The sequence below is a fragment of the Paenibacillus massiliensis subsp. panacisoli DSM 21345 genome, from assembly GCF_000426545.1.
Lineage (GTDB): Bacteria > Bacillota > Bacilli > Paenibacillales > Paenibacillaceae > Paenibacillus > Paenibacillus panacisoli.
In genome coordinates, this window is sequence record NZ_AUFO01000007.1 from 226,075 (window position 1) to 251,279 (window position 25,205).

Annotated in this window: 22 protein-coding genes; 2 read left to right on the top strand and 20 right to left on the bottom strand. The window is 49.5% G+C overall.

The window, feature by feature from the left end; translation table 11 throughout:
* Positions 1-176: 176 nt before the first annotated feature.
* The 3 genes from argS to K331_RS0104195 all read right to left on the bottom strand — a co-directional run bounded on the left by argS (position 177) and on the right by K331_RS0104195 (position 3,971).
* Positions 177-1,919, bottom strand: coding sequence for an arginine--tRNA ligase (gene argS, locus K331_RS0104185; protein ID WP_028589315.1), 1,743 nt, complete (start codon positions 1,917-1,919; stop codon positions 177-179).
* A gap of 476 nt (positions 1,920-2,395) precedes the next feature.
* The gene (locus tag K331_RS0104190; RefSeq protein WP_018883301.1) at positions 2,396-2,725 is read right to left on the bottom strand and encodes a four-helix bundle copper-binding protein; all 330 of its coding nucleotides are present in this window, start codon (positions 2,723-2,725) and stop codon (positions 2,396-2,398) included.
* 187 nt (positions 2,726-2,912) lie between these two features.
* On the bottom strand, positions 2,913-3,971 hold the full coding sequence (locus K331_RS0104195; RefSeq protein ID WP_028589316.1) for a CobW family GTP-binding protein: 1,059 nt from the start codon (positions 3,969-3,971) through the stop codon (positions 2,913-2,915).
* Positions 3,972-4,196: 225 nt separating this feature from the next.
* On the opposite strand from K331_RS0104195, the gene K331_RS0104200 reads away from it, so the two are divergent.
* Positions 4,197-4,739 (top strand): MogA/MoaB family molybdenum cofactor biosynthesis protein, encoded by a 543-nt coding sequence (locus K331_RS0104200; RefSeq protein WP_028589317.1) that lies wholly within the window; start codon positions 4,197-4,199, stop codon positions 4,737-4,739.
* Between the two features lie 207 nt (positions 4,740-4,946).
* Here K331_RS0104200 and K331_RS0104205 read toward each other — a convergent pair whose 3' ends face one another.
* The 16 genes from K331_RS0104205 to K331_RS0104290 form a co-directional block, all read right to left on the bottom strand.
* The gene (locus tag K331_RS0104205) at positions 4,947-6,404 is read right to left on the bottom strand and encodes a nicotinate phosphoribosyltransferase (protein WP_028589318.1); all 1,458 of its coding nucleotides are present in this window, start codon (positions 6,402-6,404) and stop codon (positions 4,947-4,949) included.
* A 203-nt stretch (positions 6,405-6,607) separates the two neighbouring features.
* Positions 6,608-7,168 carry a cysteine hydrolase family protein gene (locus K331_RS0104210; RefSeq protein WP_028589319.1) on the bottom strand — a complete coding sequence of 187 codons (561 nt, stop codon included), beginning with the start codon at positions 7,166-7,168 and terminating at the stop codon, positions 6,608-6,610.
* 23 nt (positions 7,169-7,191) lie between these two features.
* On the bottom strand, positions 7,192-7,986 hold the full coding sequence (locus K331_RS0104215) for an NUDIX domain-containing protein (RefSeq protein ID WP_028589320.1): 795 nt from the start codon (positions 7,984-7,986) through the stop codon (positions 7,192-7,194).
* Between the two features lie 58 nt (positions 7,987-8,044).
* Entirely contained in the window at positions 8,045-8,467 is a 423-nt protein-coding gene (locus K331_RS0104220; protein ID WP_028589321.1) for a PaaI family thioesterase, read from the bottom strand.
* Positions 8,468-8,582: 115 nt separating this feature from the next.
* Positions 8,583-9,041 carry a RicAFT regulatory complex protein RicA family protein gene (locus K331_RS0104225; protein ID WP_028589322.1) on the bottom strand — a complete coding sequence of 153 codons (459 nt, stop codon included), beginning with the start codon at positions 9,039-9,041 and terminating at the stop codon, positions 8,583-8,585.
* Between the two features lie 72 nt (positions 9,042-9,113).
* Positions 9,114-10,661 carry a tRNA (N6-isopentenyl adenosine(37)-C2)-methylthiotransferase MiaB gene (gene miaB, locus K331_RS0104230; protein WP_028589323.1) on the bottom strand — a complete coding sequence of 516 codons (1,548 nt, stop codon included), beginning with the start codon at positions 10,659-10,661 and terminating at the stop codon, positions 9,114-9,116.
* A 664-nt stretch (positions 10,662-11,325) separates the two neighbouring features.
* Complete coding sequence (gene pduL, locus K331_RS0104240; protein WP_018883310.1) at positions 11,326-11,898, bottom strand: phosphate propanoyltransferase; 573 nt, start codon at positions 11,896-11,898, stop codon at positions 11,326-11,328.
* Positions 11,899-12,174: 276 nt separating this feature from the next.
* A complete protein-coding gene (locus K331_RS0104245) occupies positions 12,175-13,209 on the bottom strand; it encodes a dipeptidase (protein WP_028589324.1) in 1,035 nt (344 codons plus the stop codon).
* 97 nt (positions 13,210-13,306) lie between these two features.
* Positions 13,307-13,567 carry a stage V sporulation protein S gene (locus K331_RS0104250; RefSeq protein ID WP_006286829.1) on the bottom strand — a complete coding sequence of 87 codons (261 nt, stop codon included), beginning with the start codon at positions 13,565-13,567 and terminating at the stop codon, positions 13,307-13,309.
* Between the two features lie 123 nt (positions 13,568-13,690).
* The gene (locus K331_RS0104255) at positions 13,691-14,524 is read right to left on the bottom strand and encodes a TIGR00282 family metallophosphoesterase (RefSeq protein ID WP_318842582.1); all 834 of its coding nucleotides are present in this window, start codon (positions 14,522-14,524) and stop codon (positions 13,691-13,693) included.
* A 220-nt stretch (positions 14,525-14,744) separates the two neighbouring features.
* Positions 14,745-16,292 carry a ribonuclease Y gene (gene rny, locus K331_RS0104260; RefSeq protein ID WP_018883313.1) on the bottom strand — a complete coding sequence of 516 codons (1,548 nt, stop codon included), beginning with the start codon at positions 16,290-16,292 and terminating at the stop codon, positions 14,745-14,747.
* Positions 16,293-16,627: 335 nt separating this feature from the next.
* A complete protein-coding gene (locus K331_RS0104265) occupies positions 16,628-17,458 on the bottom strand; it encodes a regulatory protein RecX (RefSeq protein WP_028589326.1) in 831 nt (276 codons plus the stop codon).
* A gap of 172 nt (positions 17,459-17,630) precedes the next feature.
* Complete coding sequence (gene recA, locus K331_RS0104270; protein WP_028589327.1) at positions 17,631-18,692, bottom strand: recombinase RecA; 1,062 nt, start codon at positions 18,690-18,692, stop codon at positions 17,631-17,633.
* Positions 18,693-19,026: 334 nt separating this feature from the next.
* Entirely contained in the window at positions 19,027-20,292 is a 1,266-nt protein-coding gene (locus K331_RS0104280; RefSeq protein WP_028589329.1) for a competence/damage-inducible protein A, read from the bottom strand.
* Positions 20,293-20,520: 228 nt separating this feature from the next.
* The gene (pgsA, locus tag K331_RS0104285; protein ID WP_028589330.1) at positions 20,521-21,108 is read right to left on the bottom strand and encodes a CDP-diacylglycerol--glycerol-3-phosphate 3-phosphatidyltransferase; all 588 of its coding nucleotides are present in this window, start codon (positions 21,106-21,108) and stop codon (positions 20,521-20,523) included.
* A 121-nt stretch (positions 21,109-21,229) separates the two neighbouring features.
* Positions 21,230-22,162 (bottom strand): AraC family transcriptional regulator, encoded by a 933-nt coding sequence (locus K331_RS0104290; RefSeq protein WP_028589331.1) that lies wholly within the window; start codon positions 22,160-22,162, stop codon positions 21,230-21,232.
* Positions 22,163-22,351: 189 nt separating this feature from the next.
* Between K331_RS0104290 and K331_RS0104295 the strand changes: the two genes are divergently transcribed.
* A complete protein-coding gene (locus K331_RS0104295) occupies positions 22,352-23,962 on the top strand; it encodes a glycoside hydrolase family 43 protein (RefSeq protein WP_028589332.1) in 1,611 nt (536 codons plus the stop codon).
* A 251-nt stretch (positions 23,963-24,213) separates the two neighbouring features.
* Here the strand turns inward: K331_RS0104295 and K331_RS0104300 are convergent, their stop codons facing one another.
* Positions 24,214-25,098: a carbohydrate ABC transporter permease gene (locus tag K331_RS0104300; protein ID WP_028589333.1), complete on the bottom strand. Its 885-nt coding sequence runs from the start codon at positions 25,096-25,098 to the stop codon at positions 24,214-24,216.
* Positions 25,099-25,205: the final 107 nt, after the last annotated feature.

Below are 25,205 nucleotides of genomic sequence, written 5' to 3' on the forward strand. Positions count from 1 at the left end.
TCTCTTTATTATGGATAGATTTCTCAAAATGATGTTCTCTATTCTTACAGACGACATGGAAGACGAATATGTTTCAGTTCATTCGCAAAAGCATCTGCTCCCTCCAACGGCTAGAGGAATAGCAGCCTGGCACCACCCACAATTGTACTCGGTCAAAGTACCACTAATCCAAGCCACTACATCCGCTCAGGTGCCTGAATACCTAGCAGCTTCAACGTACGTGAGAGCAACATTGCAGTCACACTCGTCAATTCCCTTCTCCAGACCCCACCCCCATCTATTCGCTCCTGGTGGTAGAAGCGGTTGAAGGCTTGAGCCGTATCAAGCGCAAATCTCGCTAGCTGCGAGGGCTCCAGCCGTACAGCAGCCCGCTCAAGCGCGGCCTGATAGGTCGCTAATTGCTTCAGCAAGCTCCATCCAGCCTCACCTAATGTCGGAGCTGATTCCTGTGCATCATTGTTACCCATGCTTGCATTTGCAAGGCCATCTCCACTCGAATCAGAAGCTCGTGCAGACTCTGCCGCTGCAGCTTCAAGCTTGCGAAGAACACTTTGTGTACGAGCGTACGTGTATTGGAGATACGGACCCGTCTCCCCATCGAACTGAACCGCTTCCTCAAGCGAGAAATCAATCTCATTGGTCCGATGATGCTTCAGATCACCGAATATGATAGCTCCTACTCCGACTGCTTCTGCGATAAGCTCGCGCTCGGGTAGCTGAGGGCTTTTTTCTTCAATCACAGCAAGCGCCCGCGCAGCTGCTTCATTCAGAACCTCCTCCAGCTTGAGCACCTTACCACGCCGAGTGGACATTTTCTTACCTTCCATCTTCATCAGGCCAAAAGGTACATGCTCGCAAGCCTGTGCCCAATCATATCCCATTCGCTCCAGGACGGTGAATACTTGACGGAAATGCAGCTGCTGCTCAGCGCCAACCACATACAGCAGGCGATCAGCCTCCATGTTCTCATGTCGGTATATAGCAGTCGCCAGGTCCCTTGTTGGATAGATGGTGGTTCCATCCTTCTTCAGAATCAGGCACGGTGGCAGCTCCAGATCATCGAGCCGGACCACCAGCGCCCCGTCGCTTTCCTCCAGTAGACCTTTCTCCCTGAGCGCCTCCACTACAGCCCCCATCTTGTCATTATAGAAGCTCTCGCCGAGCACATGGTCAAAGGAAATACCAAGGCGGTCATACATCCGATTGAATTCCTTCATGCTAATGGTCACAAAATAGTGCCACAGCCGCTGCGCCTCCGGGTCACCCTGCTCCAGACGTCGGAACCAGTCTCGGGCCTCGTCCTCCAGCTCAGGCCGATGCTCCACTTCCTCATGAAAGCGAACATATAGCTGCAGGGAAGCACCGATCGGATCGGCCTCCAGCAGCTCATCAACCCCCCACCGCTTGTAGGCTACAATCTGCTTGCCGAACTGGGTGCCCCAATCCCCCAGATGATTGACACTAACGGTCTCATATCCGGCAGCTCGCAAGATGCGATATAGGGCTGCACCGATAACCGTCGATCTCAGGTGTCCGATCCCGAAGGGCTTGGCAATATTGGGAGAGGACATGTCAATAACGACTCGCTGACCTTTACCCAGTTGAAGGGACCCATAGCTTTCCTGAGACATCTGCTCCAGTAGCTTAGGAATATAGGCACTCCGCTCAAATGTCAGATTAAGATAAGGTCCTTCAGCGGAGGCGAATAATCCACCTTCATTCTCTTCCTCGTTCAGTCTTTCGGCCAGCTCCGCAGCGATCCGCTGAGGCGCAAGCCGCAGCCTCTTCGCAAATCGAAAACATGGCAAGGACACGTCGCCCCATTCCGGGCGAGGGGGCGTCTCCAGCAGGTGGATCAATTCCTCCTGCGACTCCTCTACGTACTTGGATAACAGTTGTGCAGCAGCTTGTATCAACATGACAGGTTCCCCCTTTTTTATAAAAGCAAAATTTATTGCTTCGCAACCAAAAAAGCCCTCGTCTCTATAAAAGAGACGAGAGCCTAAGTTCCCGCGGTACCACTCTTCGTGAAGAACGAATGCACAGAATCGTTCCTTCCACTCAAACAACGCATAACGTGCGCCACCCGTTCAGACCTGCCTGTATGACGACACTCCATCCCAAATGCGGCATAGACGACGAGCATACACTGAATCTGACGTCTCCCGAGTGCGCTTCACCATGTTTCCCATACCGGCTCCCACCTTCCCGGCTCGCTACAATGGGGATTCACCTGGCTACTCTCCCGTTCCCAGACGTTGGATATTCATATAATGACTCACATTATAGAACAGTTCTGTTGCCAAAAGCAACCTCTAAATTGCTATTAACGAGAGGCCGGTAGCTATCGGCCATCCATACCACCAATGTCATAAGTTGACATGGAGTCGAAGAATCAAGCAACGCTCATGATCCGGCAGGCTTCGGCACAACGGAGGCAAGCTTCAGCGCATGCCTGGCAATGCTCATGATTATGCTTGCCGCACTCCCTGGCACAGGCCTCACAAGCCTTGGCACACAGCTCGCAAATCTCGGCCGCGAATTCCGTTCCACGACCAAGAGACTGTGCGGCAAATGAACAAATATCGGCGCATTCTCTTGTCAGTCGCAGACAGTCCCGCAGCAAGGCCAGATCGTACTCCTTCAGACTGGATACATAGCAGAGATTGCATGCGTTCATGGCTTCCAGACATGCCTCAATGCTTTTATGATAAGAATGATTCATTACACTACCTCCTGGTCGATAAAATACTGTATACCTTTTTACCCATCAGGTACAGAGACTAATCACCCCTCGGGCTTTCATTCCTGATACTATGCAATTCATAACAGCTTATCAATGTGTACGCGATCCGGCATGTACGCTATCATGATTTCTCCATATACCCACTTACCCCGTGCCCCGATTGCCGTCACACCAGTCGCTTCAAGCTCTGCACTAGCTGCTCCTTATCAAAATGCTCTCCAATAAATACAGCAACGTCTCTGATTTGTCCCTGCGGCTCGACCTTCATAAAATCAGATTCTCGGTAAGCGTACTGGAACATGAACCGTCCACTCGTGTCACTAAAGGTCAGAATCCCCTTGGCTCTATAGATATCTCGCGGCAGATTGCGCAGCAGCTCCTCAAAATGCACGCTATTCACCGACCTATCAAAATAATGCGTATACACCATCACATGCTCATGCGATTGGTGGCTATGCCCGGATAAAGGCTGGGCATGCTCATGCTGATGTCCATGCTCATAATTATCGTCATGATCGTGCTTAGGCTCAAGATCATGTTTGTGCACATCATTATGCGAGTGATCCTCGTGATCGTGCATATCCTCCTGATGCAGCTCAGCATTCGCCCCCTCCGAAGAAGGCGTATGGAAGAGAATTGCTGGGGAGACTTCGCAATGCTGGGCCGGAACGATCAGAGCATGGGCATTCCACTGCCTTAGTAGCCTTTCCAGTTGTTCCTGCACCGAAGCGTCAATGCGGTCTGTCTTATTCAAAATCAGAAGAGATGCACAGCGAATCTGCTCCTGCATCAATCTGTAGGTTCTGCCCTTCTGCTGCTCATACAGATCATGTAAATGGATCGAGTCCACTACAGTAATAAGCTGTTGTAGAGCCAGTGGCGTATATAGCGAGACCTCAGCCACTGCATCCAGAATCTCCATCGGATTAGCTGCTCCGGTAGCCTCGATAACGATCAGCTCAGGGGACTCCGTACTGACCAGACTAGCCAACTGAGTCGTCAAATCATTGCGATAAGAGCAGCAGATACAGCCGCCCAGAATCTCTGCCATTGGAATGTCACCGGCAAGCGTCTGTCCATCCAGATTCACATCCCCAAGCTCATTCATTACAACTGCTGGACGCTTACCTTCACGCTTAGCCTCCGTCAGCATCCGGGCGAGCAGTGTTGTCTTGCCGCTACCCAGAAATCCGGACAGGACGTATACAGGTATTGATTGTGTCATCATGTTCCTCCAACATATCTAATGTCCAATTTGTATGTTTCAATTTATATTGAAGCAAAAAAACAACCTGGATACGAGGGTCCAGGCTGCTACTTATGCAACCTATTCAACCATTAATGGTGTAAAGTATGTGACATCTGTTCCCATTTTAGCATGAGAGAATGTAAAATGAAACATAACATCTCAAACTCAAACACTATCATACCTGAAAGGGAGATTGTTCAAATGGCTGACCTATCACCATCCCAACCCACAACACGCTCTGTCGATGAGCATCGCGCAGAAGCACCGCAGCAAGTAGCCTGCATGGTCATTACCGTATCAGACACGCGCACGGAAGAGACGGATACAGGCGGGCAGCTAATGATGCAGCTGCTACGTGAGCATGGCTATTCGATTAGCAAGTATACCATCGTCAAGGACGAACCGGAGGTTATTCGCCAGTTGCTGCTCGATGCTGCAGCTGATCCCTCCATCGAAGCTGTTCTTCTCACGGGTGGAACCGGAATCGCTCCTCGTGACGGCACCTATGAAGCCGTAGCTTCCCTGCTTGAGAAGACACTGCCGGGCTTCGGTGAGATCTTCCGCATGATCAGCTATCAGGAGGACATCGGACCTGCAGCGATGCTTAGTAGGGCGATCGCTGGTAGCATCGGCACAACGGCCGTCTTTTCCATGCCAGGCTCCAGAGGGGCCGTTAAGCTGGCGATGGAACGCCTCATTTTGCCTGAATTAAGACACGTCATGCGCGAGCTGTACAAGAAATAAAGGAACGCTGCCACTTGTCAGCTTGTCTAAATCTGTTCGAAAATGCTGCTTCCTGCGCTTTCCCGAGAAATAATCACTTGTCCGATACACACAAGCATACATGAGGAACAAGCCATTGATGCAAATAAGGACCTGCCCCATTTCATGCGGAGCAGGTCCTTATCTTGTACTATCATACTCGGTTCATGTTCAATGCCTATCCATATCCTAATGCTCGTCGCTCTCTGTGGACATATAGCTGTCGATCATCTTCTGCTTCATCTCCCAGATCTTCTCGCTTAGATTGACCCGGTAAATCTCAGGATTCAGCTTCCGCAGGTACTGCGGCCAGAAGAGCTGCAGCTGCTCGCGATGGTAATCACGAATCCCCTCGAGAGATGGCAGTTCATATACCTGCTTGCCTTCTACGAAGATCGGCTCCAGCATAGGAATCGCCTCATAATGCTCTACGTATTTCTTAAGGTAAGAATGCACAGGATTGAACAGCTTGAGTCGTTTGCCGTTACGAGGGCGATCCTCATCCGGGAAAAAGATATAATCTGCGATCGCCTTCTTCTGCTTCGGATCGACGATCCGGTATACTTCCTTCTTGCCTGGGGTTGATACCTTCTCCGGGTTACTGGAGATTTTGATCGTCGGCACCATCACACCTTCAACCTCTCGCTCTACCAGCTTATATACGCCTCCTAGAGACGGCTGGTCTGAAGCGGTAATGAGCTGAGTGCCCACGCCCCAGGTATCAATACGCGCTCCCTGTGCCTTCAGGTTAAAGATCGTATTCTCGTCCAGATCATTCGAAGCGACAATCTGCACATAATCCAGGCCAGCCGCATCCAGCATCTCGCGTGCCTGAATGGACAAATACGCCAAGTCGCCGCTGTCCAGACGAATCGCATTCATCCGCTTGCCCTGGGACTCCAGCCATTTGGCTGTCTGAATCGCATGCGGGATGCCGCTTTCCAGTGTATCGAACGTATCGACGAGCAGAGTCACCTGATCTGGCAGCACCTTGGCATAGATATCGAAGGCCTCCTGCTCGGACATAAAAGTCTGTACCCAGGAATGTGCGTGCGTACCTTTGGTCGGGATGCCGAACCGTTCACCCGCCAGCATGTTGGAGGTCGCGTCGAATCCAGCAATGTAGGCTGCGCGTGCTCCCCATACTGCTGCATCTGCCTCCTGCGCTCTGCGAGTACCGAACTCAAGCAGGATATCCCCCTTGGCCACTTGCTTAATACGAGAAGCCTTGGTCGCGATGAGGGTCTGATAGTTCATGAAGTTAAGCAATGCGGTCTCCACCAGCTGCGCCTCCATGATGGTCCCTTCTACCCGGACAAGCGGCTCATTCGGGAACACCAATGCCCCTTCCTTCATCGAGTACAGATCGCCGCGGAATGAGAAATGACGAAGCTCCTCCAGGAAGCGGGGATCGTAATTCTCCTCCTGCTTGGCCAAATACTGAATATCCTGTTCTTCAAATCGAAGGCTCGCAACATAATTCACAATCCGTTCCAGACCTGCGAACACAGCATAGCCGTTACCGAAAGGAAGCTTCCGAAAGTAGGCCTCAAACACCGCCTTGCGTTGGTGCGTTCCATTCGCCCAATGGGCATACATCATATTAATCTGGTATTTGTCCGTATGTAGCGCGAGACTACTTTGCATCGTAATCATCCTTTCTGCCATGCCGCTTCGGCATCCGTTCACCATGAACCATGAACCTGAGTCTGTAGGAGTGGAGCCACATTGCGGTTCCACTCGTTTATTGTTGTATGTCGATAGCCACTTAGAGCCTTGTGACGTAGCCGTCCCCGTAAGTCTTTATACTACGTATAATGGTACGTCGTATACCAGCTACACCGTGAAGATTATTTTGCCAGGACAGTATCCTCAGCGCGCTCTACCTTAGCCCCCAAGCTACCACTGAAGTGTCCGAGCGCCCACTGGTGCCCCGCCTCATTAAAGCTGGCGACCGCATCCTCGTATACGGTGATGGCAAAGCCCTTATTGTAAGCATCTACCGCTGTATGCAGCACACAGATGTCTGTGCACACGCCAACCAGATGCACCTCTGTAATGCCCCGCTCACGCAGCTTCAGCTCCAGATTCGTGCCACTGAAGGCGCTGTATCTTGTTTTGTCCATCCAATAGATACCGTGTCCCAGCTCCATGTACACCGTCGCCAGCTCGCCATACAGCTCACGACCTGCCGTCCCACGAACATTATGAGGCGGGAACAGTGTCGTTTCTGGATGATAGGCATCCTCTCGCTCATGCAGGTCTACCGCCATGACGACGAAATCCCCTTGCGCCACGAAAGCCCGGGTCACAGCAGCAATACGCTCATTCAGGTCGACGGCTGGCTGGCCGACGGGCAGGCTTCCGGTTACAAAATCTTGAGTGTAGTCAATGACAATCAGAGCCTTCATACTCCCATCTCCTTTACGATATCTCAGGTATAGATCGACAAACGCGGAATGCGGTCACTAAAACGATATAGCTGTGCAGGCCGCTGCGAATACTGATTCGAGCTAAGAGGTGTGCCGTCCTCATCCCGAACCTCTTCCAAAATCCCCTGTCTGCTGCGTGTAGACGTTATTTTGCGGATAAAATTAGGCTCCTCAAAGTCAGGCACGACCGTCTGAATAACCTGATATAGCTCACCTAGCGTGAAGTGTGGCGGCAAAAATTGCTTCGCTATCGTTGTCTGCAGCATCTGCATCTGAATCTGGCGATAAGCGTCTGTGATGATCTCCTTGTGGTCGAAGGCAAGCTCCAGCTCCTCCAGAGCCTCCTGCACCGTGAACAGTCCAACCTCGGATGCATCATCTGCAGCCTGCCGCTCCTCCAGCATCCATTCCTCTACAAGCGCAAAGAAGGCATGCGATATAATCCATCCGCGTGGATCACGACCAGGCTTACTGTATACTCCAAGGTACTCCAGATGACCGCCGTCGACCCCAGTCTCCTCCATCAGCTCACGCTTGGCCGCATCATACATGGATTCCTCCTCCTGACAGAATCCCCCTGGTAAGGCCCATCCGCCTTCATAAGGCCAGCGACGACGCTTGATCAGCATCACCTTCAGCTCACGTAGCGGCAAGGTCTTGGTTACGGTCTTGCGCTCACGCTTCGTTAACGTAAACATGACGATATCGGCAGGCGCTCCGTCAGGTGTACGGTATTTCTTTACATCGTAAGCATCCTTCTGTCTCTGTTCATGATCATGATTCTTATTTGAACTCATTCTCATCACCATATTATATCATTTTGATATTTTCATTATGACAAGATTACAAGAAAAGTCAACCCTTCTCCTGCAATCTGCTCTGTGGGATCGACCGGAAAGTTGCTGTAGCAATGGCTCCCACGGTGTCGGCAGTGTCCCTGATCTCTGCTTCCGTTGTTAGTGTCCGTCCCCCTTCATGCACGACACGAGCCGTTATAATGAGCTCGCCCTCCTTCATGGCAGAGAGAAAATGAACATTCAGATTGGTCGTTACACAGGCCCCCTGTGGACGCAGGGCAAGTGCTGCCATCCCCATCGCCTGATCCATCAAGGATGTCAGTACACCTCCATGAATTATGCCCATCGAATTCGTATGCTGGAGCCCAGCCTTCATTGCCAGACGCACACGTTCACCGTCATACCCAAGAAATTTACAGCCCAGCAGACCCCAAAATCGGTGGTCTCCATCTTCAATCATGTTGCGTAGAACCTCTTCCATGCCGGAAACCCCCTTCTCTTGCTAATTAGTCGATATCGCACACAACCTGAGTCCAAAAAAAGTACGGAAGCAGCCTCGCTTCCGCACTTGCCTGTTACCTGTACTGCTCTATCCTTTAATCGCCGCAGCTGGATGGAGGAGCTTCGCTCCCCGTCTCAACATGAACCTTCTCGGATACCGTGTCCCGAATGGCCGACATCACCGATTGGAGAATATCATTGATTTCGACCTGGCTCTGCTGGAACTCTGTCACGATCGGAATATTGTCCAATTGCTCCTGTAGCTCCTCCAGCTCCTGTTCGATTTTGGCAACCATCGTCTGATTACGCAGTGATTCAAAGGCAACAATCTCCTTTTGCTTCTTCTTCATGGCAGAGATCAGCTGCTGAATCTGTGGGTGCTTCTGCACCTTCTCTTCGGCCTGACGGAAATGCTGGACCTCCTCGCTGCTCTGCAGCAAGCGTGCAATCTCCTCAGCCTTTTTCAATATATCTTCACGAACGACAGGGTGCGCCTGGCCGTTTGAGTTCTGATGAGGCTCTTCTGCCCCATGCTGCAACCGTTCTTCTGACACAGTCGATCGCTCCTTTACGATTTATAGGCTAATCTTGATCTATTGAAATACTTGTCCTGCTGGTAGGAACCGTTATTGTGCTACAGGCGTCGCTACAAGGTTACCCTTGATGTACCAAGTTAGTGCATCTGTAATCTCCACTTGCACGAAGGTACCGATCAGATCGGTGGCTCCTTCAAAATGCACCAGCTTATTCGTGCGTGTCCGGCCTGCCAGAACCTGTGCATTGTTCTTGCTCTCGCCCTCGACCAGTACCTCTACGATCTGCCCCCGCATCTTGTCATTGCTGTCCTTGCTATATTCCTTGATGGTATCGTTCAGGCGCTGCAGGCGTTCCTTCTTGATCTCCATCGGTACATTATCCTCCATGATCGCCGCAGGCGTACCCTCACGCGGAGAATAAATATACGTATACGCCATGTCATATCCGACCTCCCGCACCAGCGACAGTGTATCCTCGAATTGCTCATCTGTCTCCCCGGGGAAGCCCACAATGATATCTGTGGTAAGGACGACGTCGGGAATCGCCTGCTTGATTTTGGACGCCAGCTCCAGATAATGTTCTCTAGTGTATTTGCGACTCATCTTCTTCAGTACGGCACTGCTGCCAGACTGCACAGGCAGATGAATATGCTCCACCAGATTACCGCCCTTAGCAAGGACATGGATCAGATGATCGTCGAAGTCTCGCGGATGCGACGTCATAAAACGAATGCGCGGAATATTGATCTTACGCATATCATCCATCAGATCCCCGAAGGTGTATGCCATATCCGTAAAATCCTTACCGTAGGCATTGACATTTTGACCAAGCAACGTAATTTCCTTGAAGCCTTGACGGGCCAGTTCCCGCACCTCCGCAATGACATCCTCGGGGCGACGACTTCGCTCTTTTCCCCGTGTAAATGGTACAATGCAATACGTGCAGAACTTGTCACAGCCGTACATAATATTCACCCATGCCCGCATGCCTTCCCGCTTCTTGGGCAGGTTCTCAATGATATCGCCTTCCTTCGACCATACCTCGACAACCATTTCCTTGCTAAATAAAGAGTCCTTGATCAACTGCGGCAGACGGTGGATGTTATGTGTACCGAAGATCATATCCACGAAGGCATGCTTCTGAAGAATACGATTCACAACGTTCTCCTCCTGCGACATGCAGCCACAGACGCCCAACAGCATATCTGGCTTTTCCAGCTTCAGATGCTTCAGATGTCCCAGCTCTCCGAATACCTTATCCTCTGCATTCTCACGAATAGCACAAGTATTCAGCAGAATAAGGTCGGCCATCTTGCGATCCTCGGTTGGTTGATAGCCCATTTGCTCCAAGAGACCCTTGATCGTCTCTGTATCATGCTCATTCATCTGACATCCATAAGTATAGACCAGATAATGCTTACCCTTACCGAGGTGCTTCAGCTCATCAGGCACGGCATTCTCATACAGGACCCGAACGTCCTCCTTGCCCCGCTTTTTCTCATCTCTATGATTGGGTGTAGCGTTGATCTGTATGTTACGTCCCTTGATTCTATAGGTTGTTTTGCCGTCAGTCTCACTGATGACCTTGGCATCGGAGAAATCAAAATATTTGGAATAGTCCTTCGTATGGTCAGACATAGATATCTCACTTCCTTTTCTGTCAGGGTACCTTTTTTAGCCTATATTCAAAGACCACGATCGTAATGACTACAATAAAAGCTCTAATCAAAAATTATAGCACAAACCCCTTGACTATTCCATGAATGCCCGCATAAACGAAGCTTTATACAGTAATGCCAGCTCTCTCTGTCTACTGCACTCGTCTCATCTCCTGCATACTTTTCACTCTGCATATTAATACATAGGCTTCATCTGTACTTTTGTACTATTAAGGTAGGCCTCAGATCGGGTAGCCTCAAATGGAATTCCATAATTGAACCGTGAAAAAGCCGCCCCCAACGATACCTTGGGTGACGGCTGCGGCCTAAGCTAGCTGTATTGGTAGGCATGTTCTAACAGCCCTGCAATGCGCTCCCGGGAATCAGATAAGGCATCATAGAGGAAATCTACTGTGGAATCCTCTAATCCAGCATAGCCTGCGATTCCGTTATTGGGATAATCCGAGATCATGTGGGTGTAATTATACTTATCGAATACATGTTTCTTTCTAATATGTATCTATAGCACTAAGGGGCGATCCCGACAAGCTCAAGCTTGCGGAATCGCCCCTTAGTACACCTGCGGCTACTCTCCACAGGCAGCTCACCTGTACAAATGACAGTGAGCATGGTTCATTTAATTATTATTCTACGATCTCAGCAGTATCACCGTTGTTAATGCCTGCTGCATTCGCTTCATCTGTATCAATGTGCATGTCCAATGCAAAATCAGGAGATACACGAGCAATGACATTCTCGAATACTACACCACGCTCACCGTTAAAACGCACCTTCAACAGCTGCTTGTCTTGAATGCCCCAGTTCTCTGCATCTGAAGTATGGAAATGGATATGGCGAGCAGCAATGATTACGCCCTCCTCCAGATCTACTTCTCCAGCAGGTCCTTTTACTTTGACCCCTGGTGTGCCGTCAATCTTACCCGATTCACGGACAGGCGCTTTTACACCGATTGCAAAGGAATCTGTACGGGAAATTTCAAGCTGGGAAGCTGGACGTGCTGGTCCCAAAATACGAACCTTCTCAAAGGAACCTTTTGAGCCAATTACAGCTACAGTTTCATTAGCTGCAAATTGTCCTGGTTGGGACAATGGTTTGAATTCTGTGAGTTGATATCCTGCTCCGAACAGAGCCTCGATATGCTCTTGAGTCAGGTGAATATGACGTGCGGATACGCCGACTGGTACGATTTTGCTCATCGTAAAGGTCACTCCTTCTTCTCTATACACGCTTATGCGTCATGGACCATTATACTCCTATTTGTAAGGGAATGAAAACCTTCCTGTCGGATGTTCGTAAAAATGTCGAAAACAACGCGTTAAAATGGCAGTCACCATAGCTTAATCTGCTGACCTGACCATTGAACACCAATCATGTATTTTATACTTAGACGATCATACCCGTAATACACAGATTAACGTACATTGCAGCACATTGGCATAGGCCGATATTGCATCGGCCACACTCCACATTTCTCACACCTTCGTGCTCGATATCGGTGCTTGAGGTAAATTCTTGGCCAGATATCCAAGAGCATTGCCAGCGAGCCAGCCACGAACGAGACTCTCCGGGTAGTGCTTGAGCAACAGCCCTGCCCAAGCTGGATAATCTCCCGGATGCGCCAGTCCGCGGACATGCTGGTCCATCCCGTCAAAGTCCGATCCCAGCATAATCTGTCCAGCCCCCCCTAGTGAACATATATGCTCGATATGCGGCAACAAATCCTCAGCACGTACATCTGCCCCATCCTTTACGAATGGCGGATAGAACACAAGCCCAATACGTCCATCTCTCGCAATCAGAGCACGAATTTGCTCATCAAGCAGGTTCCTTACGTGATTCTGCACATACCGTGCGTTCGAATGAGAAGCCACCGGCGGTGTATCACTTTGCTCCATGACCTCCCAAAAGCCGGACTCGCTCAGATGTGACACATCCAGCAACATCCCCAGCTTATTGCAGTACCGGATCATTTCCCGCCCCTTGTTGGTCAATCCAGCATTACGCTGCTCCAGCACACCATCACCCGCCCAATTGGCATAATTCCAGGTGATTCCGATGAGACGAATACCCAGCTCATAGCTCAAGCGGATATATTCCAGGTTCCCCTCCAGTGCGTCAGCCCCTTCCAATGACAAGAGACCCCACGCTGGGGCTTCCACGACTGCTTTTTGCAGCTTCGGCTCATCCTTCTCTGGTGCAATGCCAGCTTGCCTGGACAACTGCGCTGCCTCTTCACGCCACCGCAGCGTGCTGAGCCCACCATCGGGATAAGCAATATGCTCACGGAACAACTCGACCTGTCTGACAATATGCTCGAACCGCTGACTCCCTACTTGCTGCGGAATGAAGATGGCGAAGGTCTGGAGGCCTACTCCTCCCTCCTTCATTCGGCTACGGGTCACATCCAGCGCCGGATCCTCAAAGCTCAGCGCTTGCCCCAGATGCATTTTGTACAGCACGTCACAATGGAAGTCGATTACAGGCCAGTTCGGTAGCACTGACGTCATTTTATCCCTCCTGTCCTCTAATGCAAGAAAATGCAAAAAGACCCGTTTACCGAATGTAAACAGGTCTATGCTATTTAAGCACTCTATCTTTTATCCCTCACCTGGGCTCCACAATCAGCTTAATGGCTGTGCGGTCCTCTCCGTCAATAACAATATCCGTGAAAGCTGGAATGCAAATCAAATCCACGCCGCTTGGCGCTACAAATCCCCGGGCAATGGCTACAGCTTTGATAGCTTGGTTCAATGCACCTGCTCCAATCGCCTGCAATTCAGCTGCTCCGCGTTCACGCAGAACTCCGGCCAGAGCGCCGGCAACAGAATTGGGATTGGATTTTGCTGATACTTTTAATACTTCCATAGTAAGTACCTCCCCTGGGAATAAGTAATGGCTTGATTCTCCACTAGTAGATGTTATTCGAGGATGGGCAAAAAATTCCTGCTTTTTGGTAATATTATTATTTCAAATCTCAACAATTGAAGCTTACTCCATTGTCCATTCGTCCTCACGCAGGCGAATCTTCTGGATTCGTTCTGCCCGGCCCGTCTGATCATTCAGCTCGACGACAACCGCATGGAAGTGCCACTTGCCCGTATCCACCTGGAACCGAACAGGAAGCTGCGTCTTGAACTTCCGCAGGACAGCCTCTCGTTCCATACCGAGTATGCCTTCCCGCGGTCCTACCATGCCTACATCCGTCATGTAAGCCGTGCCTTGCGGCAGAATGATGTCATCATTACTCTGAACATGGGTATGAGTTCCAACGACGATAGAGGCTCTACCGTCCAAGTGCCAGCCCATAGCGATCTTCTCGGAGGTTGCTTCTGCATGGAAGTCCACCAGAATATGCTTCACCTTCTTGCGCATGCTGTCTACAATATCATCCGCAGCCCGGAATGGACAATCGATCGGGGGGAGAAAGGTTCTCCCTTGCAAGTTGACGATACCCAGCTCCTTACCGTTCGCCTTGATGATGGTATGTCCACGTCCCGGAGTATCTGGCGGAAAATTCGCTGGGCGAATCATACGCGGCTCATCATCAATGAAATCGAAAATTTCTTTGTTATCCCACGTATGATTCCCCATTGTAATGCCATGCACGCCCAGATCAAGCAGGTCTTTTACGATCGCAGCCGTAATTCCTCTACCCGAAGCTGCATTTTCTCCATTTGCAATGATGATGTGGGGGTTATGCTTACGCTTGAGCTCTGGCAGATTGTGCTGTATAGCTTTTCTGCCGACACTCCCGACAATATCGCCAATAAATAAAACCTTGATATGAATTCCTCCTAAATTACCGTGCTCTACCTTTAGCATAATACACTCTACCCGATATTACAAAAAGGCTGCTCGTTTGTACATCGGGTCAAGCCATATCATGATATTGAGTGATTAACTGGGTTGCCAAATGGCTCCTTTGCTTTCTTAAGTCTTACAGCATTCTATAAACTGAATGAAAAATGGCCCCTTCGCAGGTGGCCACTTTTCATTGATCATTCTATTGTGTATGCACAACCGATATACCTAAGCGGTACATCTACTTCGCATACTCGACAGCTCGCGTCTCCCTAATGACAGTTACCTTGATGTGTCCAGGATAATCAAGCTCGTTCTCGATCGTTTTCGTAATATCGCGTGCCAAGCGGAAAGCATCTGCATCATCGATCTTCTCAGGCTGCACCATGACGCGAATTTCGCGTCCGGCTTGAATCGCATAGGATTTCTCTACACCCTCGAAGGATTCCGATATCGCTTCCAGCTTTTCCAGACGCTTGATGTAAGTCTCCAGCGTCTCTCTGCGAGCTCCTGGTCTAGCTGCTGATAATGCATCTGCAGCTCCTACCAGCATTGCAATTACAGAGGTCGCCTCGCAATCGCCGTGGTGAGAAGCAATACTGTTAATGACAACAGGATGCTCCTTGTATTTCTTCGCCAGCTCCACGCCAATTTCGACGTGTGATCCTTCCACTTCATGATCCAGCGCTTTACCAATGTCATGCAGCAAGCCTGCGCGCCGTGCCAAAACTACATCTTCACCCAGTTCTCCAGCCATGAGTCCAGCCAGATAAGCAACTTCCATGGAATGCTTCAGTACATTTTGACCATAGCTGGTACGGAATTTGAGTCGACCCAGTATCTTGATGAGATCCGGGTGCAGACCGTGTACGCCCACTTCAAAGGTAGCTTGCTCTCCATATTCACGGATACGCTCATCTACTTCGCGACGGGATTTCTCTACCATCTCTTCAATCCGTGCTGGGTGAATTCGGCCATCTGCCACTAGCTTCTCTAGAGCAGTACGAGCGATTTCACGACGGATCGGATCGAAGCCGGACAAGATAACAGCTTCCGGTGTATCATCGATAATGAGATCAATCCCTGTCAGGGTCTCCAGTGCACGGATATTACGACCTTCACGTCCAATAATCCGGCCCTTCATTTCCTCGTTAGGCAGAGTTACTACAGATACCGTAGTCTCAGCCACGTGATCGGCGGCACAGCGTTGGATCGCTAGCGTAATGATTTCACGGGATTTCTTATCCGCTTCCTCCTTCGCTTGTTGCTCGATATCCTTGATCATCTGAGCCGTCTCGTGTCGAACCTCCTGCTCTACATTAGAGAGGATAATACTTCTTGCATCTTCCATAGTCAGATTGGAGATACGCTCCAGTTCCGTAACCTGACTCTTGTAGATCGATTCAATTTGTTGCTGGGTTTCATCAATTCGTTTCTCTTTGTTAGCCACTTGTTCTTCTTTACGTTCCAGCGATTCTATTTTTTTATCCAGTGACTCTTCCTTTTGCAGCAATCGTCGTTCCTGCCGTTGAATTTCATTCCGACGTTCACGAGTTTCTTTTTCAGCCTCGTTACGGATGCGGTGGACTTCGTCCTTCGCTTCCAGTACCGTTTCTTTTTTCAGTGCCTCTGCCTCTTTTTTAGCGTTTTCTACAATTTGAGCGGCAGCGTGTTCTGCACTGGAAATCTTAGCTTCTGCAAGAGATTTCCGAATAAAATAACCGATCACGAACCCAAAGAATAATGCGGCTACAACGAGAATGATCGACAAGATCGTAGTAGGATCCATACTGTTCACCTCCTCGTTGGTTCCTCCAAGGCATTCCTTGGGATTTGCAGTTGTCAGTTTTGCTCATCAATCATTAAGCAAGAATAACGGCGGCATGCCGTTTCATTTCAGATGTACACGTGTACAGATGTCCACTTGTACAGGACCGCTCCAGCGGCATCACTTATGAATAGCAGTGAATCAGACCGTCGTGACACTTTTTTGGAAGGAAAAAGCGATCATCTGGCAGTACAGATTCATGTCCATTTTATTATTTGGCAATTGTCATTGTCAAGAGAATGACATATTGAATCACATGTCAATGATTTATAGACTCAGCCAAAAGCATAGACTCGTCATACTCCATCATACTCATCCTCATCAAGGCTGGCTTCTTCATGCTCCAATATTTGCTTGAGCACTCCCCTCACCATTTCACCGGAAAACCCACGCCGCAGTAGATAAGCATACGTCTTGTTCCTTCTGTCCCGCAAGTCACCACGAGTCTGCTTCCATTTCTTCATACCGGCTGCAACAGCACTGTCCAGCTCCAGCTCATCCTCGACCTCGGCTAACGCCTCTGCAATGGTGTGCTTCGCAATTCCCTTTTGCTGCAGCTCCTGCCGCACCCATAGCTTGCCTTTGTACTGCTGCGAAATGCGTTGCCGCACCCACTGTCTGGCATATAGCTCATCATCAATCAGCTTTTCGTTGCCAAGCCGTATCAGGATCTCTTCAATGATGTCGGGAGCAATATCCTTTTGCAGCAAACGTTGGGTGATCTCCATTTGAGTTCGAGGCTTGTGTGCCAGTGTCCGAAGTGCATGAATGTAGGCCTGCTGCTTCTCATCGGCGAGTACAATTTCCTCCAGATCGGCCTTGGTGAATGTAGCGCCCTTGGTCATACGGTATTTGATCATGACATCTTCCAGTACAGACAGGATATGCTGACCAAAATGGATCATGTATCGTCCCCGATCCCGCCGTTTGCCAGGCTCTACACGGGTGATCTCCAATGTCACTCCTTCAGGCAAGTAGGATATACCGATTAAGTTCGTGGTTGGCGTAGAGCTGTCACTCGCTTCCAGTCCCTTGAGCTCGTCACCTTCCATTTCGTCCTTGCTGGTATCGTTATTTCTGCCAGGATTTCGTCCCGTCCCATATCGGTTGGTTCTCTTCCAATTCATGAATCAAGCTCCTCACTTCCATCCGTTCCCCTACTTTGCCAGAAAAGCAGTCTACAGATAAAATAATGCCCTGCAATATCGTGCAGGGCATAATGATCATCATATTAAGATTCATTTAAGTTCTTTGGTACCTGAATAATACTAGACAGTGCTTAGGTAGTACAGAGAAATACTATTCAAGCTCCAGCAGTTCCTGCTCTTCCTTCGCTTCCTGAGCAGCCTGCTCTGCGGAAGGAGGTGCAATGGTTGTGACCAGATTGCTCACTGCGCGGATCTTTTGCTCAATGGTATCTGCGATAGCAGGGTTCTCTTTCAAGAACTGTTTCGCATTCTCACGGCCTTGTCCAAGACGCTCGCCTTCGTACGAGTACCAGGCACCGCTCTTGTCGACAATGTCATGCTCCGTGCCCATGTCAATCAAGCTGCCTTCCTTGGAGATCCCTTCTCCATACATAATATCTACCTCAGCTTGCTTGAAAGGGGGAGCAACCTTGTTCTTTACTACTTTAATACGAGTACGGTTACCCACGATGTCATTACCCATTTTCAAGCTCTCAATACGACGCACATCTAGACGTACAGTCGAGTAGAACTTCAAGGCACGTCCACCTGGAGTTGTCTCCGGATTACCGAACATAACGCCTACCTTCTCACGCAACTGGTTAATGAAGATCGCAATGGTCTTGGACTTGTTGATAGCACCAGACAACTTACGTAGCGCTTGGGACATCAGACGGGCCTGAAGACCCACGTGAGAGTCTCCCATCTCCCCTTCAATTTCAGCCTTTGGAACGAGTGCAGCAACGGAGTCTACAACAATGATATCTACAGCTCCACTGCGCACCAGTGCTTCAGCAATTTCCAGTGCCTGCTCACCAGTGTCGGGTTGGGACAACAGCAACTCATCAATGTTCACGCCCAGCTTGCTAGCATATGAAGGGTCAAGTGCATGCTCTGCATCAATAAAAGCAGCTTGTCCGCCCGTTCTCTGTACCTCAGCAATCGCATGAAGCGCAACCGTCGTCTTACCTGAAGATTCTGGTCCATATATTTCAATAATCCGTCCTCTTGGGAACCCGCCAGTTCCCAGAGCGATATCTAATGCAATCGATCCACTGGGAACAGTTTCCACCTGCATGTGGGTAGATTCTCCGAGCTTCATGATTGAACCTTTACCAAATTGCTTTTCTATCTGACGGAGCGCCATATCCAGCGCAGCACGACGATCTGACAATTAGCTCACATCCTTCATGGTCAGCGTTTGCCTCGTGACTTCACTCAGCCCAACGCTCTATTTATACATACATCATACCTCGTTTGGAGACGTTTGCCAAGCATTTTTTCGAACATACATTCGTTTTTTTACGTCCCAAAACAGCAAAAGAACCGTCGGCCATTTGACCACGGTTCTTCCGTCTTTCTCCATTATAGCATTGTCCTGCCTCCAAAACAACGGCCCAGCACTGGCAAAATAGGTCACCTACCCCCAGCTCTCGCGCCCAGCTGCCGCTAATGTCACAAGCAGTTGCTACTCTGAATATGGGATCAGACAGCATATCAGAGACCACTCATGCCCCCTGATTCGCCACCAGGCATCTCCAGAGTCGATATAGAATGGACTTCACCGACCGCAGACGAATCGTCTCCCGGTTACCGTTCAGCCTCAACTCATAGATCTGCGTTTCCTGTTCTCGCTGTGCAATGGCAATATACACCAGACCTACTGGCTTATTCTCGGAAAATGCCGGTCCAGCGACACCGGTAATCGACAAGCCATAATCACTATCCGTAATCATCCGGACTTGCTCAGCCAGTACCTGGGCCACCTCTCGGCTGACTGCTCCAGGACTGTTCTCACCCTCCAGATAATGATGCGGCACGTTCAGGAGCTTCTCCTTCATCTCATTGGAGTAGCATACTATGCCACCCTTCAGGACAGAGCCGCTCCCTGGTACAGAGGTAATATGCTCCATCAGCATCCCGCCAGTGCAGCTCTCTGCTGCACTCAACGTCAAGCCCTCTCTGATCATCCAGTCGACCAGTGTCTTCTCCAGCGGTACATCCTCACTCGCATACAGATGCTCAGCCAAGCGCTGCTGAATCTGTACCTCAGTCGAGCTCAACCGGACCATAGCCTCACTTTCGCTTGAAGCCTTGGTGGATAGGCGAATTGTCACCTCTCCCTCCTTGGCATAGGGAGCAATTGTAGGGTCCGTCTGACTGTCAATGAGATCAAGTAGCTTGGTCTCTAGTGCCGACTCACCAATACCAGCGAACTTGAGCATTTTGGAGTACAGGGCCAACTGCTCACCCTGCAATGCATGCTGCATCAGCCAAGGACGCGCTTCCGTCTCGAACATGGGAATCAACTCTTTGGGAGGTCCAGGCAGTACTATATAATACTTTCCATCCTGCTCCAGGCCATTCCCCACAGCAAGTCCTGTCTCATTCGCCAGAGGCGTCGCTCCTCCCAAGGTAAGTGCCTGACGGCGGTTATTGTCAGTCATCTCGACACCACGATTACGGAAGAAGCCTTCAATCTTGTCCATCGACAGTCGATCCTCATGAAGCTCCCGTCCAAGCACAGCAGCCAGCGCATCCTTGGTCAGATCGTCCTGCGTCGGGCCCAGACCGCCAGTCAACAGCACCACATCAGCCCGTCCACTAGCAAGGCGAATGGCCTCCTGCAAGCGGCTCATATTATCGCCTACTACGGTCTGGAAATACACATCAATTCCGATTGCTGCCAGCTCCTGTGACAAATACTGCGCATTCGTGTTCACAATTTGACCGAGCAGCAGCTCCGTACCTACTGCAATGATTTCTGCTCTCATATTCTCGCCCTCCGTTAGTTCTTGCCCTAATTATGCGATTACTAGGTACAATACATGGATCACTGCACCATCTGAAATGAAAAAGCAATAGGTAGCGCCCTATTGCAATTTATTTAACGCCTACTTATCAGGATTGACACACTTACGAATGAAGCTATAACTTACAGTTCAGTCTTCAGCTATAAGGAGCAGAATGACCCGGGATCGCCCGAGTCATTCATACACCGTCTACACATTGGAAGAACGGATTAAATGCATGTTCTTCGCGAAATAGTCATAGCCCGAATACAATGTCACGATCGCTGCAGCCCACACCGCAATCTGATCGAACGGGATACCGAAAAATATAAAAGGGAAGTTGTTAATTAGCAGGGCGACAATGGCTACGATCTGTATGATTGTCTTCAATTTACCCCAGTTGCTGGCTGCTACGACAGAGCCATCCAGCAAAGCAATCTGGCGCAAGCCCGTTACAGCGAATTCGCGGCTGATAATAATGACTGCAATCCAAGAATCCATCTTCCCCAGCTCAACCAGCGAGATGAAAATGGCTGTAACCAGCAGCTTATCAGCGAGCGGATCCAGCAGTTTGCCCAGATTAGTCACCATGTTATGCTTGCGAGCCAGGTAGCCATCAATGCCATCCGTGCTAGCCGCAATAATGAAGATTAGGGCTGCCATCAACTGATTAAATGGAAGATGAAATGTTCCCCAGCGAATCGGGTCCGGGTAAAATTCAAAATCCACAAGAAGGCATACCATCATTACCGGAATGAGGCCTATGCGCGCCAATGTAATTTTGTTGGGTAAATTCACAATACACTCTCCCCTATATTCTTTCATCTAATTTCTAATTATGTACAGAAAGCTACCTCTACTATTCTGAAGAAGTATCATGCTATCCGCTATTCAGTATAATACACGCCCGAAATGCATGTCAAAGACGCTTCCCCCCAGCATTTGGGCGATTTCCCTCCCGTGCAGTCTCCTGGAACCTCCCACGGAAGCTACTGGGTGATTCACTCGTCCAGCGCTTGAACTGGCGGCTGAAATGGGCAATGCTCTGATAGCCCAGCCTACGCGACACTTGCTCCACGGTGAGCTCCGGGTCCATTAGGAGCAGCTTGGACTTCTTGAGCATCAGCATAGTCATGTACTGCCGTGGAGATAGTCCGTACACACGATTGAACATTCGATTAATTGCGGACGTACTGTAGCCAACCTCGGAAGCAATCCGTGTAATGGTCTCTGTCTCGCGGTATGCACCGTTAACGGACGTATGATCCTCGACGGATCGTTCGATTCGCTCCGCAACACGTGCTGCAGCTTGTGTCATGCGTATATGCCCTGCCCCAATCGCCTGCACAGAGAGCGAGCCGCTAAGCGCAGCAAACAGTTCAAAGAGAGCAGACAACACGTTCATGCGCACCTCCAGGCTAGGCGTAGGGGCAACTTGTGTCAGTTCGATCAGCTTGTCCAGCGCAGGGCGAATTGCTGTAGCAAGCTCACTCGAGGCTGCATGGAAGCAATGAGGATTGCGGTTGAGCAATTCACGAAAGGATACATCATCTACATCAAAATGAAGACAATAGTAAGTCATATCATGCCCCTCAGCGACACGACTCTCGTGCTCATCATCGGGCCGAAGCAGCAGCAAATCCCCAGGCCCTTGTACATACCTTTGACGATTCACAACGCTCTCCTGCATTCCCGACAGTACCAGGTTAACCTCGAACAGCGGGTGTCTGTGACTTTCGTATGTCCATTGCTTCTCTACTGTTCGTATATGGGCCCCAAACACGCGAAATGTGGAATCCATGTCCGGCAGCATACGTTCTGATCTTGTATATCTTTCATTGATCTGTCCCATTTCCCTTGACCCCTCCGGTACAGTTATCTTCTGAACCACCTTGATCGTTTTGGATAAACATGAACCCGCTATGGATATATATAGCGTGGACTCTCATTGCTATGATAACATTACCGACCTATTCTTTTAAAGTTACAGAATGGGTAAATTATACGTCTTATTTATTTCATAACAAGGAGTGTATAATCTATGGCTAGCATTCAAAATCCAATCCTGACCGGCTTCAACCCTGATCCCAGCATTTGCAGGGCTGGCGACGATTACTACATTGCAGTGTCTACCTTCGAATGGTTCCCAGGTGTAGGAATCTATCACTCCAAGGATCTGAAGCATTGGCGCCTTGTCTCACGGCCTCTATCCCGATTAAGTCAGCTGAATATGACCGGCAACCCCGATTCAGGCGGTGTCTGGGCTCCACAGCTATCCTACAGAGATAATCAATTCTGGCTCATCTACACAGATGTCAAAGTAACAGAGGGCCCCTGGAAGGACTGCCACAACTATCTGGTTACTTGTGAGACGATCGACGGCGAGTGGAGCGAGCCTATTCATATGAACAGCTCTGGGTTTGACCCCTCGTTATTTCATGATGAGGACGGCAGAACCTATTTCGTCAACATGGTGTGGGACCATCGTGCAGAGCAGCACTCCTTCTATGGCATTGTATTGCAGGAATATAGCGCATCCGAGGGCAAGCTGATCGGGCCGAAGGAAATCATATTCAAGGGCACTGACATCAAGCTAACCGAGGCTCCACATCTGTACAAAATCGGAAATTACTATTACTTGCTAACCGCAGAGGGTGGCACAAGGTATCACCATCAGTCCACGATTGCCCGGTCCAAAAATATACACGGTCCTTACGAGGTACATCCACACAATCCGCTGCTATCCTCCTTCGGAGCACCGCGTAACCCTTTGCAAAAAGCCGGACACTCCTCGATTGTGAAAACGCATACAGATGAGTGGTTTCTTGTGCATCTCACTGGAAGACCGTTGCCGAGAGAGAATGAACCCCTATTAGATCCTCGCGGCTATTGTCCACTGGGGAGAGAGACTGCCATTCAACGGCTAGAATGGAAAGAGGATTGGCCCTATGTTGTTGGAGGCCATGCACCATCGTTGCACATTGAAGGACCTAACATCCCTGATGCTCCCTGGGAGCCTGATATTGCGGAGAAGGATGATTTTGACAACAGTCAGCTGAATCTTCATTTCCAGACCTTACGCATTCCTCTGGGCAATGACATTGTATCCTTAACAGACAATCCTGGGCATCTGCGTCTGTATGGCAGAGAATCCCTGACCTCACGTTTTACACAGGCATTTGTCGCGAGACGCTGGCAGCATTTTCACTTCACGGCAGAGACGAAGCTGCGCTTTGAGCCCACAACTTTTCAACAAGCAGCCGGCCTTGTCAATTATTATAACACCGAGAACTGGACCGCCTGTCAGATTACATGGGATGAGGAGATGGGACGAATTCTGGACATTTCAGTCAATGATAATCTTAGCTTTTCACAGCCTCTGCAGGATCAGAAGATCATCCTTCCGCCAACGTCAGAATACGTATATATGCGTGTAGAGGTGAACCTTGATACCTATAGATACTCCTATTCCTTGGACGGCAGCACCTGGGAAGCCATACCGATTGATTTCCCTTCCTATAAGCTGTCCGACGATTACATTCGCGGTGGCGGGTTCTTTACTGGAGCCTTTGTGGGCATGCAATGCCAGGATACATCAGGTCAAGGCCTGCATGCCGACTTTGACTACTTTACTTACAAGCCACGCTCATAATGCGAGCCATCGTCGTCATTTGCACCCATTGTTAGACGCTTCAATGTACCACCAATATTGGGTGAGTTCACATCCGCTAAGAGAGTCATTCTACGTGCGATCCAGGCAGCAAACTAAGGCATGCTGGCAGTAAAGTAATCTAGAGAGCATACAGCAAAGGCATCCTGTCAGGCCATAACCCTGAGGATGCCTTTCTTCCATACTTCCATTCTTTCATCTCAGTTGCTCAATAACAGCGGTAACGCTAGAATCTATCCTTTGACCGAGCCAGCTGCGATTCCTTCTACAATGCGGTCACTGAGAAAGAGAAACATAACAAGTATAGGTAGAATACTGATCATCAACGTCGCGCCGATCGCTCCCCAATCCGTCGTATATTGACCAATGAAGTTCTGCACGCCAACTGTCAGCGTTTTGAGCATATCCGAGCTAATGAAGGTATTCACGAAAATGAATTCATTCCAGTTATAAATCATGTTAATTATCGTGGTCGTCGCAAGCACCGAGCCAGTCATCGGCAGTACGACCTGAAAAAAAACCCTGTGTACCGAGCAGCCATCCATCACAGCGGCCTCCTCCACCTCTCTGGGAAGCGTGTAATAGAAGCCCAGCAGAATCAGGATCGTAATCGGCATATTGAAAGCCACATAGGCCAGAATCAGCGACAACGGATGATCCGTTAATCCAATTCGATTAAACATGCTAAATAAGGGAATCAATGTGGAATGAACGGGAATCATCATCGCCACCATGAATAAGCCAAGGACGAAGGAGCTTCCCCGCCACTTCATTCTCGTAATGGCAAAGGTTACAAGACTCCCCAGTATTACCGTCAACAAGGTAGCCGTTATTGTAATCCACACACTGTTCAAAAAGTATACACTGATATTCCCAGCGCTCCATACCTTGCCGTAATTCTCCCAGCGCAGCTCCCCAGGTAGAGACAACGGCGGAAGATTGAATACCTCCTGATTGTTTTTCAGTGAGAACAGCAGGAGCCACACGAGCGGGAACAACTGAAAGATAACCACTGCGCACAAAATTAAATATAGCAGTACATAGCCGAGCTTTCGCAGGGGTCGTGAAATGAAGGTTGTACGCTTGGTCTGCGGCTTATACGCAGCTTCGAATCGCATGTAGCACACCTCCTGACTAGTTATTAAATTGCTGAAGTGGACCATTATAATGACAGTCTCACTCTAGATTTACGTGCTATAGATCTTCGTGCTATAGATTCACGTTT

Bases quoted from the DNA above. Each gene is read 5' to 3' on its own strand.
- argS (WP_028589315.1), bottom strand. From the start codon at position 1,919: ATGTTGATACAAGCTGCTGCACAACTGTTATCCAAGTACGTAGAGGAG.
- K331_RS0104190 (WP_018883301.1), bottom strand. From the start codon at position 2,725: ATGAATCATTCTTATCATAAAAGCATTGAGGCATGTCTGGAAGCCATG.
- K331_RS0104195 (WP_028589316.1), bottom strand. From the start codon at position 3,971: ATGACACAATCAATACCTGTATACGTCCTGTCCGGATTTCTGGGTAGC.
- K331_RS0104200 (WP_028589317.1), top strand. From the start codon at position 4,197: ATGGCTGACCTATCACCATCCCAACCCACAACACGCTCTGTCGATGAG.
- K331_RS0104205 (WP_028589318.1), bottom strand. From the start codon at position 6,404: ATGCAAAGTAGTCTCGCGCTACATACGGACAAATACCAGATTAATATG.
- K331_RS0104210 (WP_028589319.1), bottom strand. From the start codon at position 7,168: ATGAAGGCTCTGATTGTCATTGACTACACTCAAGATTTTGTAACCGGA.
- K331_RS0104215 (WP_028589320.1), bottom strand. From the start codon at position 7,986: ATGAGTTCAAATAAGAATCATGATCATGAACAGAGACAGAAGGATGCT.
- K331_RS0104220 (WP_028589321.1), bottom strand. From the start codon at position 8,467: ATGGAAGAGGTTCTACGCAACATGATTGAAGATGGAGACCACCGATTT.
- miaB (WP_028589323.1), bottom strand. From the start codon at position 10,661: ATGTCTGACCATACGAAGGACTATTCCAAATATTTTGATTTCTCCGAT.
- pduL (WP_018883310.1), bottom strand. From the start codon at position 11,898: ATGAGCAAAATCGTACCAGTCGGCGTATCCGCACGTCATATTCACCTG.
- K331_RS0104245 (WP_028589324.1), bottom strand. From the start codon at position 13,209: ATGACGTCAGTGCTACCGAACTGGCCTGTAATCGACTTCCATTGTGAC.
- K331_RS0104250 (WP_006286829.1), bottom strand. From the start codon at position 13,567: ATGGAAGTATTAAAAGTATCAGCAAAATCCAATCCCAATTCTGTTGCC.
- K331_RS0104255 (WP_318842582.1), bottom strand. From the start codon at position 14,524: ATGCTAAAGGTAGAGCACGGTAATTTAGGAGGAATTCATATCAAGGTT.
- rny (WP_018883313.1), bottom strand. From the start codon at position 16,292: ATGGATCCTACTACGATCTTGTCGATCATTCTCGTTGTAGCCGCATTA.
- K331_RS0104265 (WP_028589326.1), bottom strand. From the start codon at position 17,458: ATGAATTGGAAGAGAACCAACCGATATGGGACGGGACGAAATCCTGGC.
- K331_RS0104280 (WP_028589329.1), bottom strand. From the start codon at position 20,292: ATGAGAGCAGAAATCATTGCAGTAGGTACGGAGCTGCTGCTCGGTCAA.
- K331_RS0104290 (WP_028589331.1), bottom strand. From the start codon at position 22,162: ATGGGACAGATCAATGAAAGATATACAAGATCAGAACGTATGCTGCCG.
- K331_RS0104295 (WP_028589332.1), top strand. From the start codon at position 22,352: ATGGCTAGCATTCAAAATCCAATCCTGACCGGCTTCAACCCTGATCCC.
- K331_RS0104300 (WP_028589333.1), bottom strand. From the start codon at position 25,098: ATGCGATTCGAAGCTGCGTATAAGCCGCAGACCAAGCGTACAACCTTC.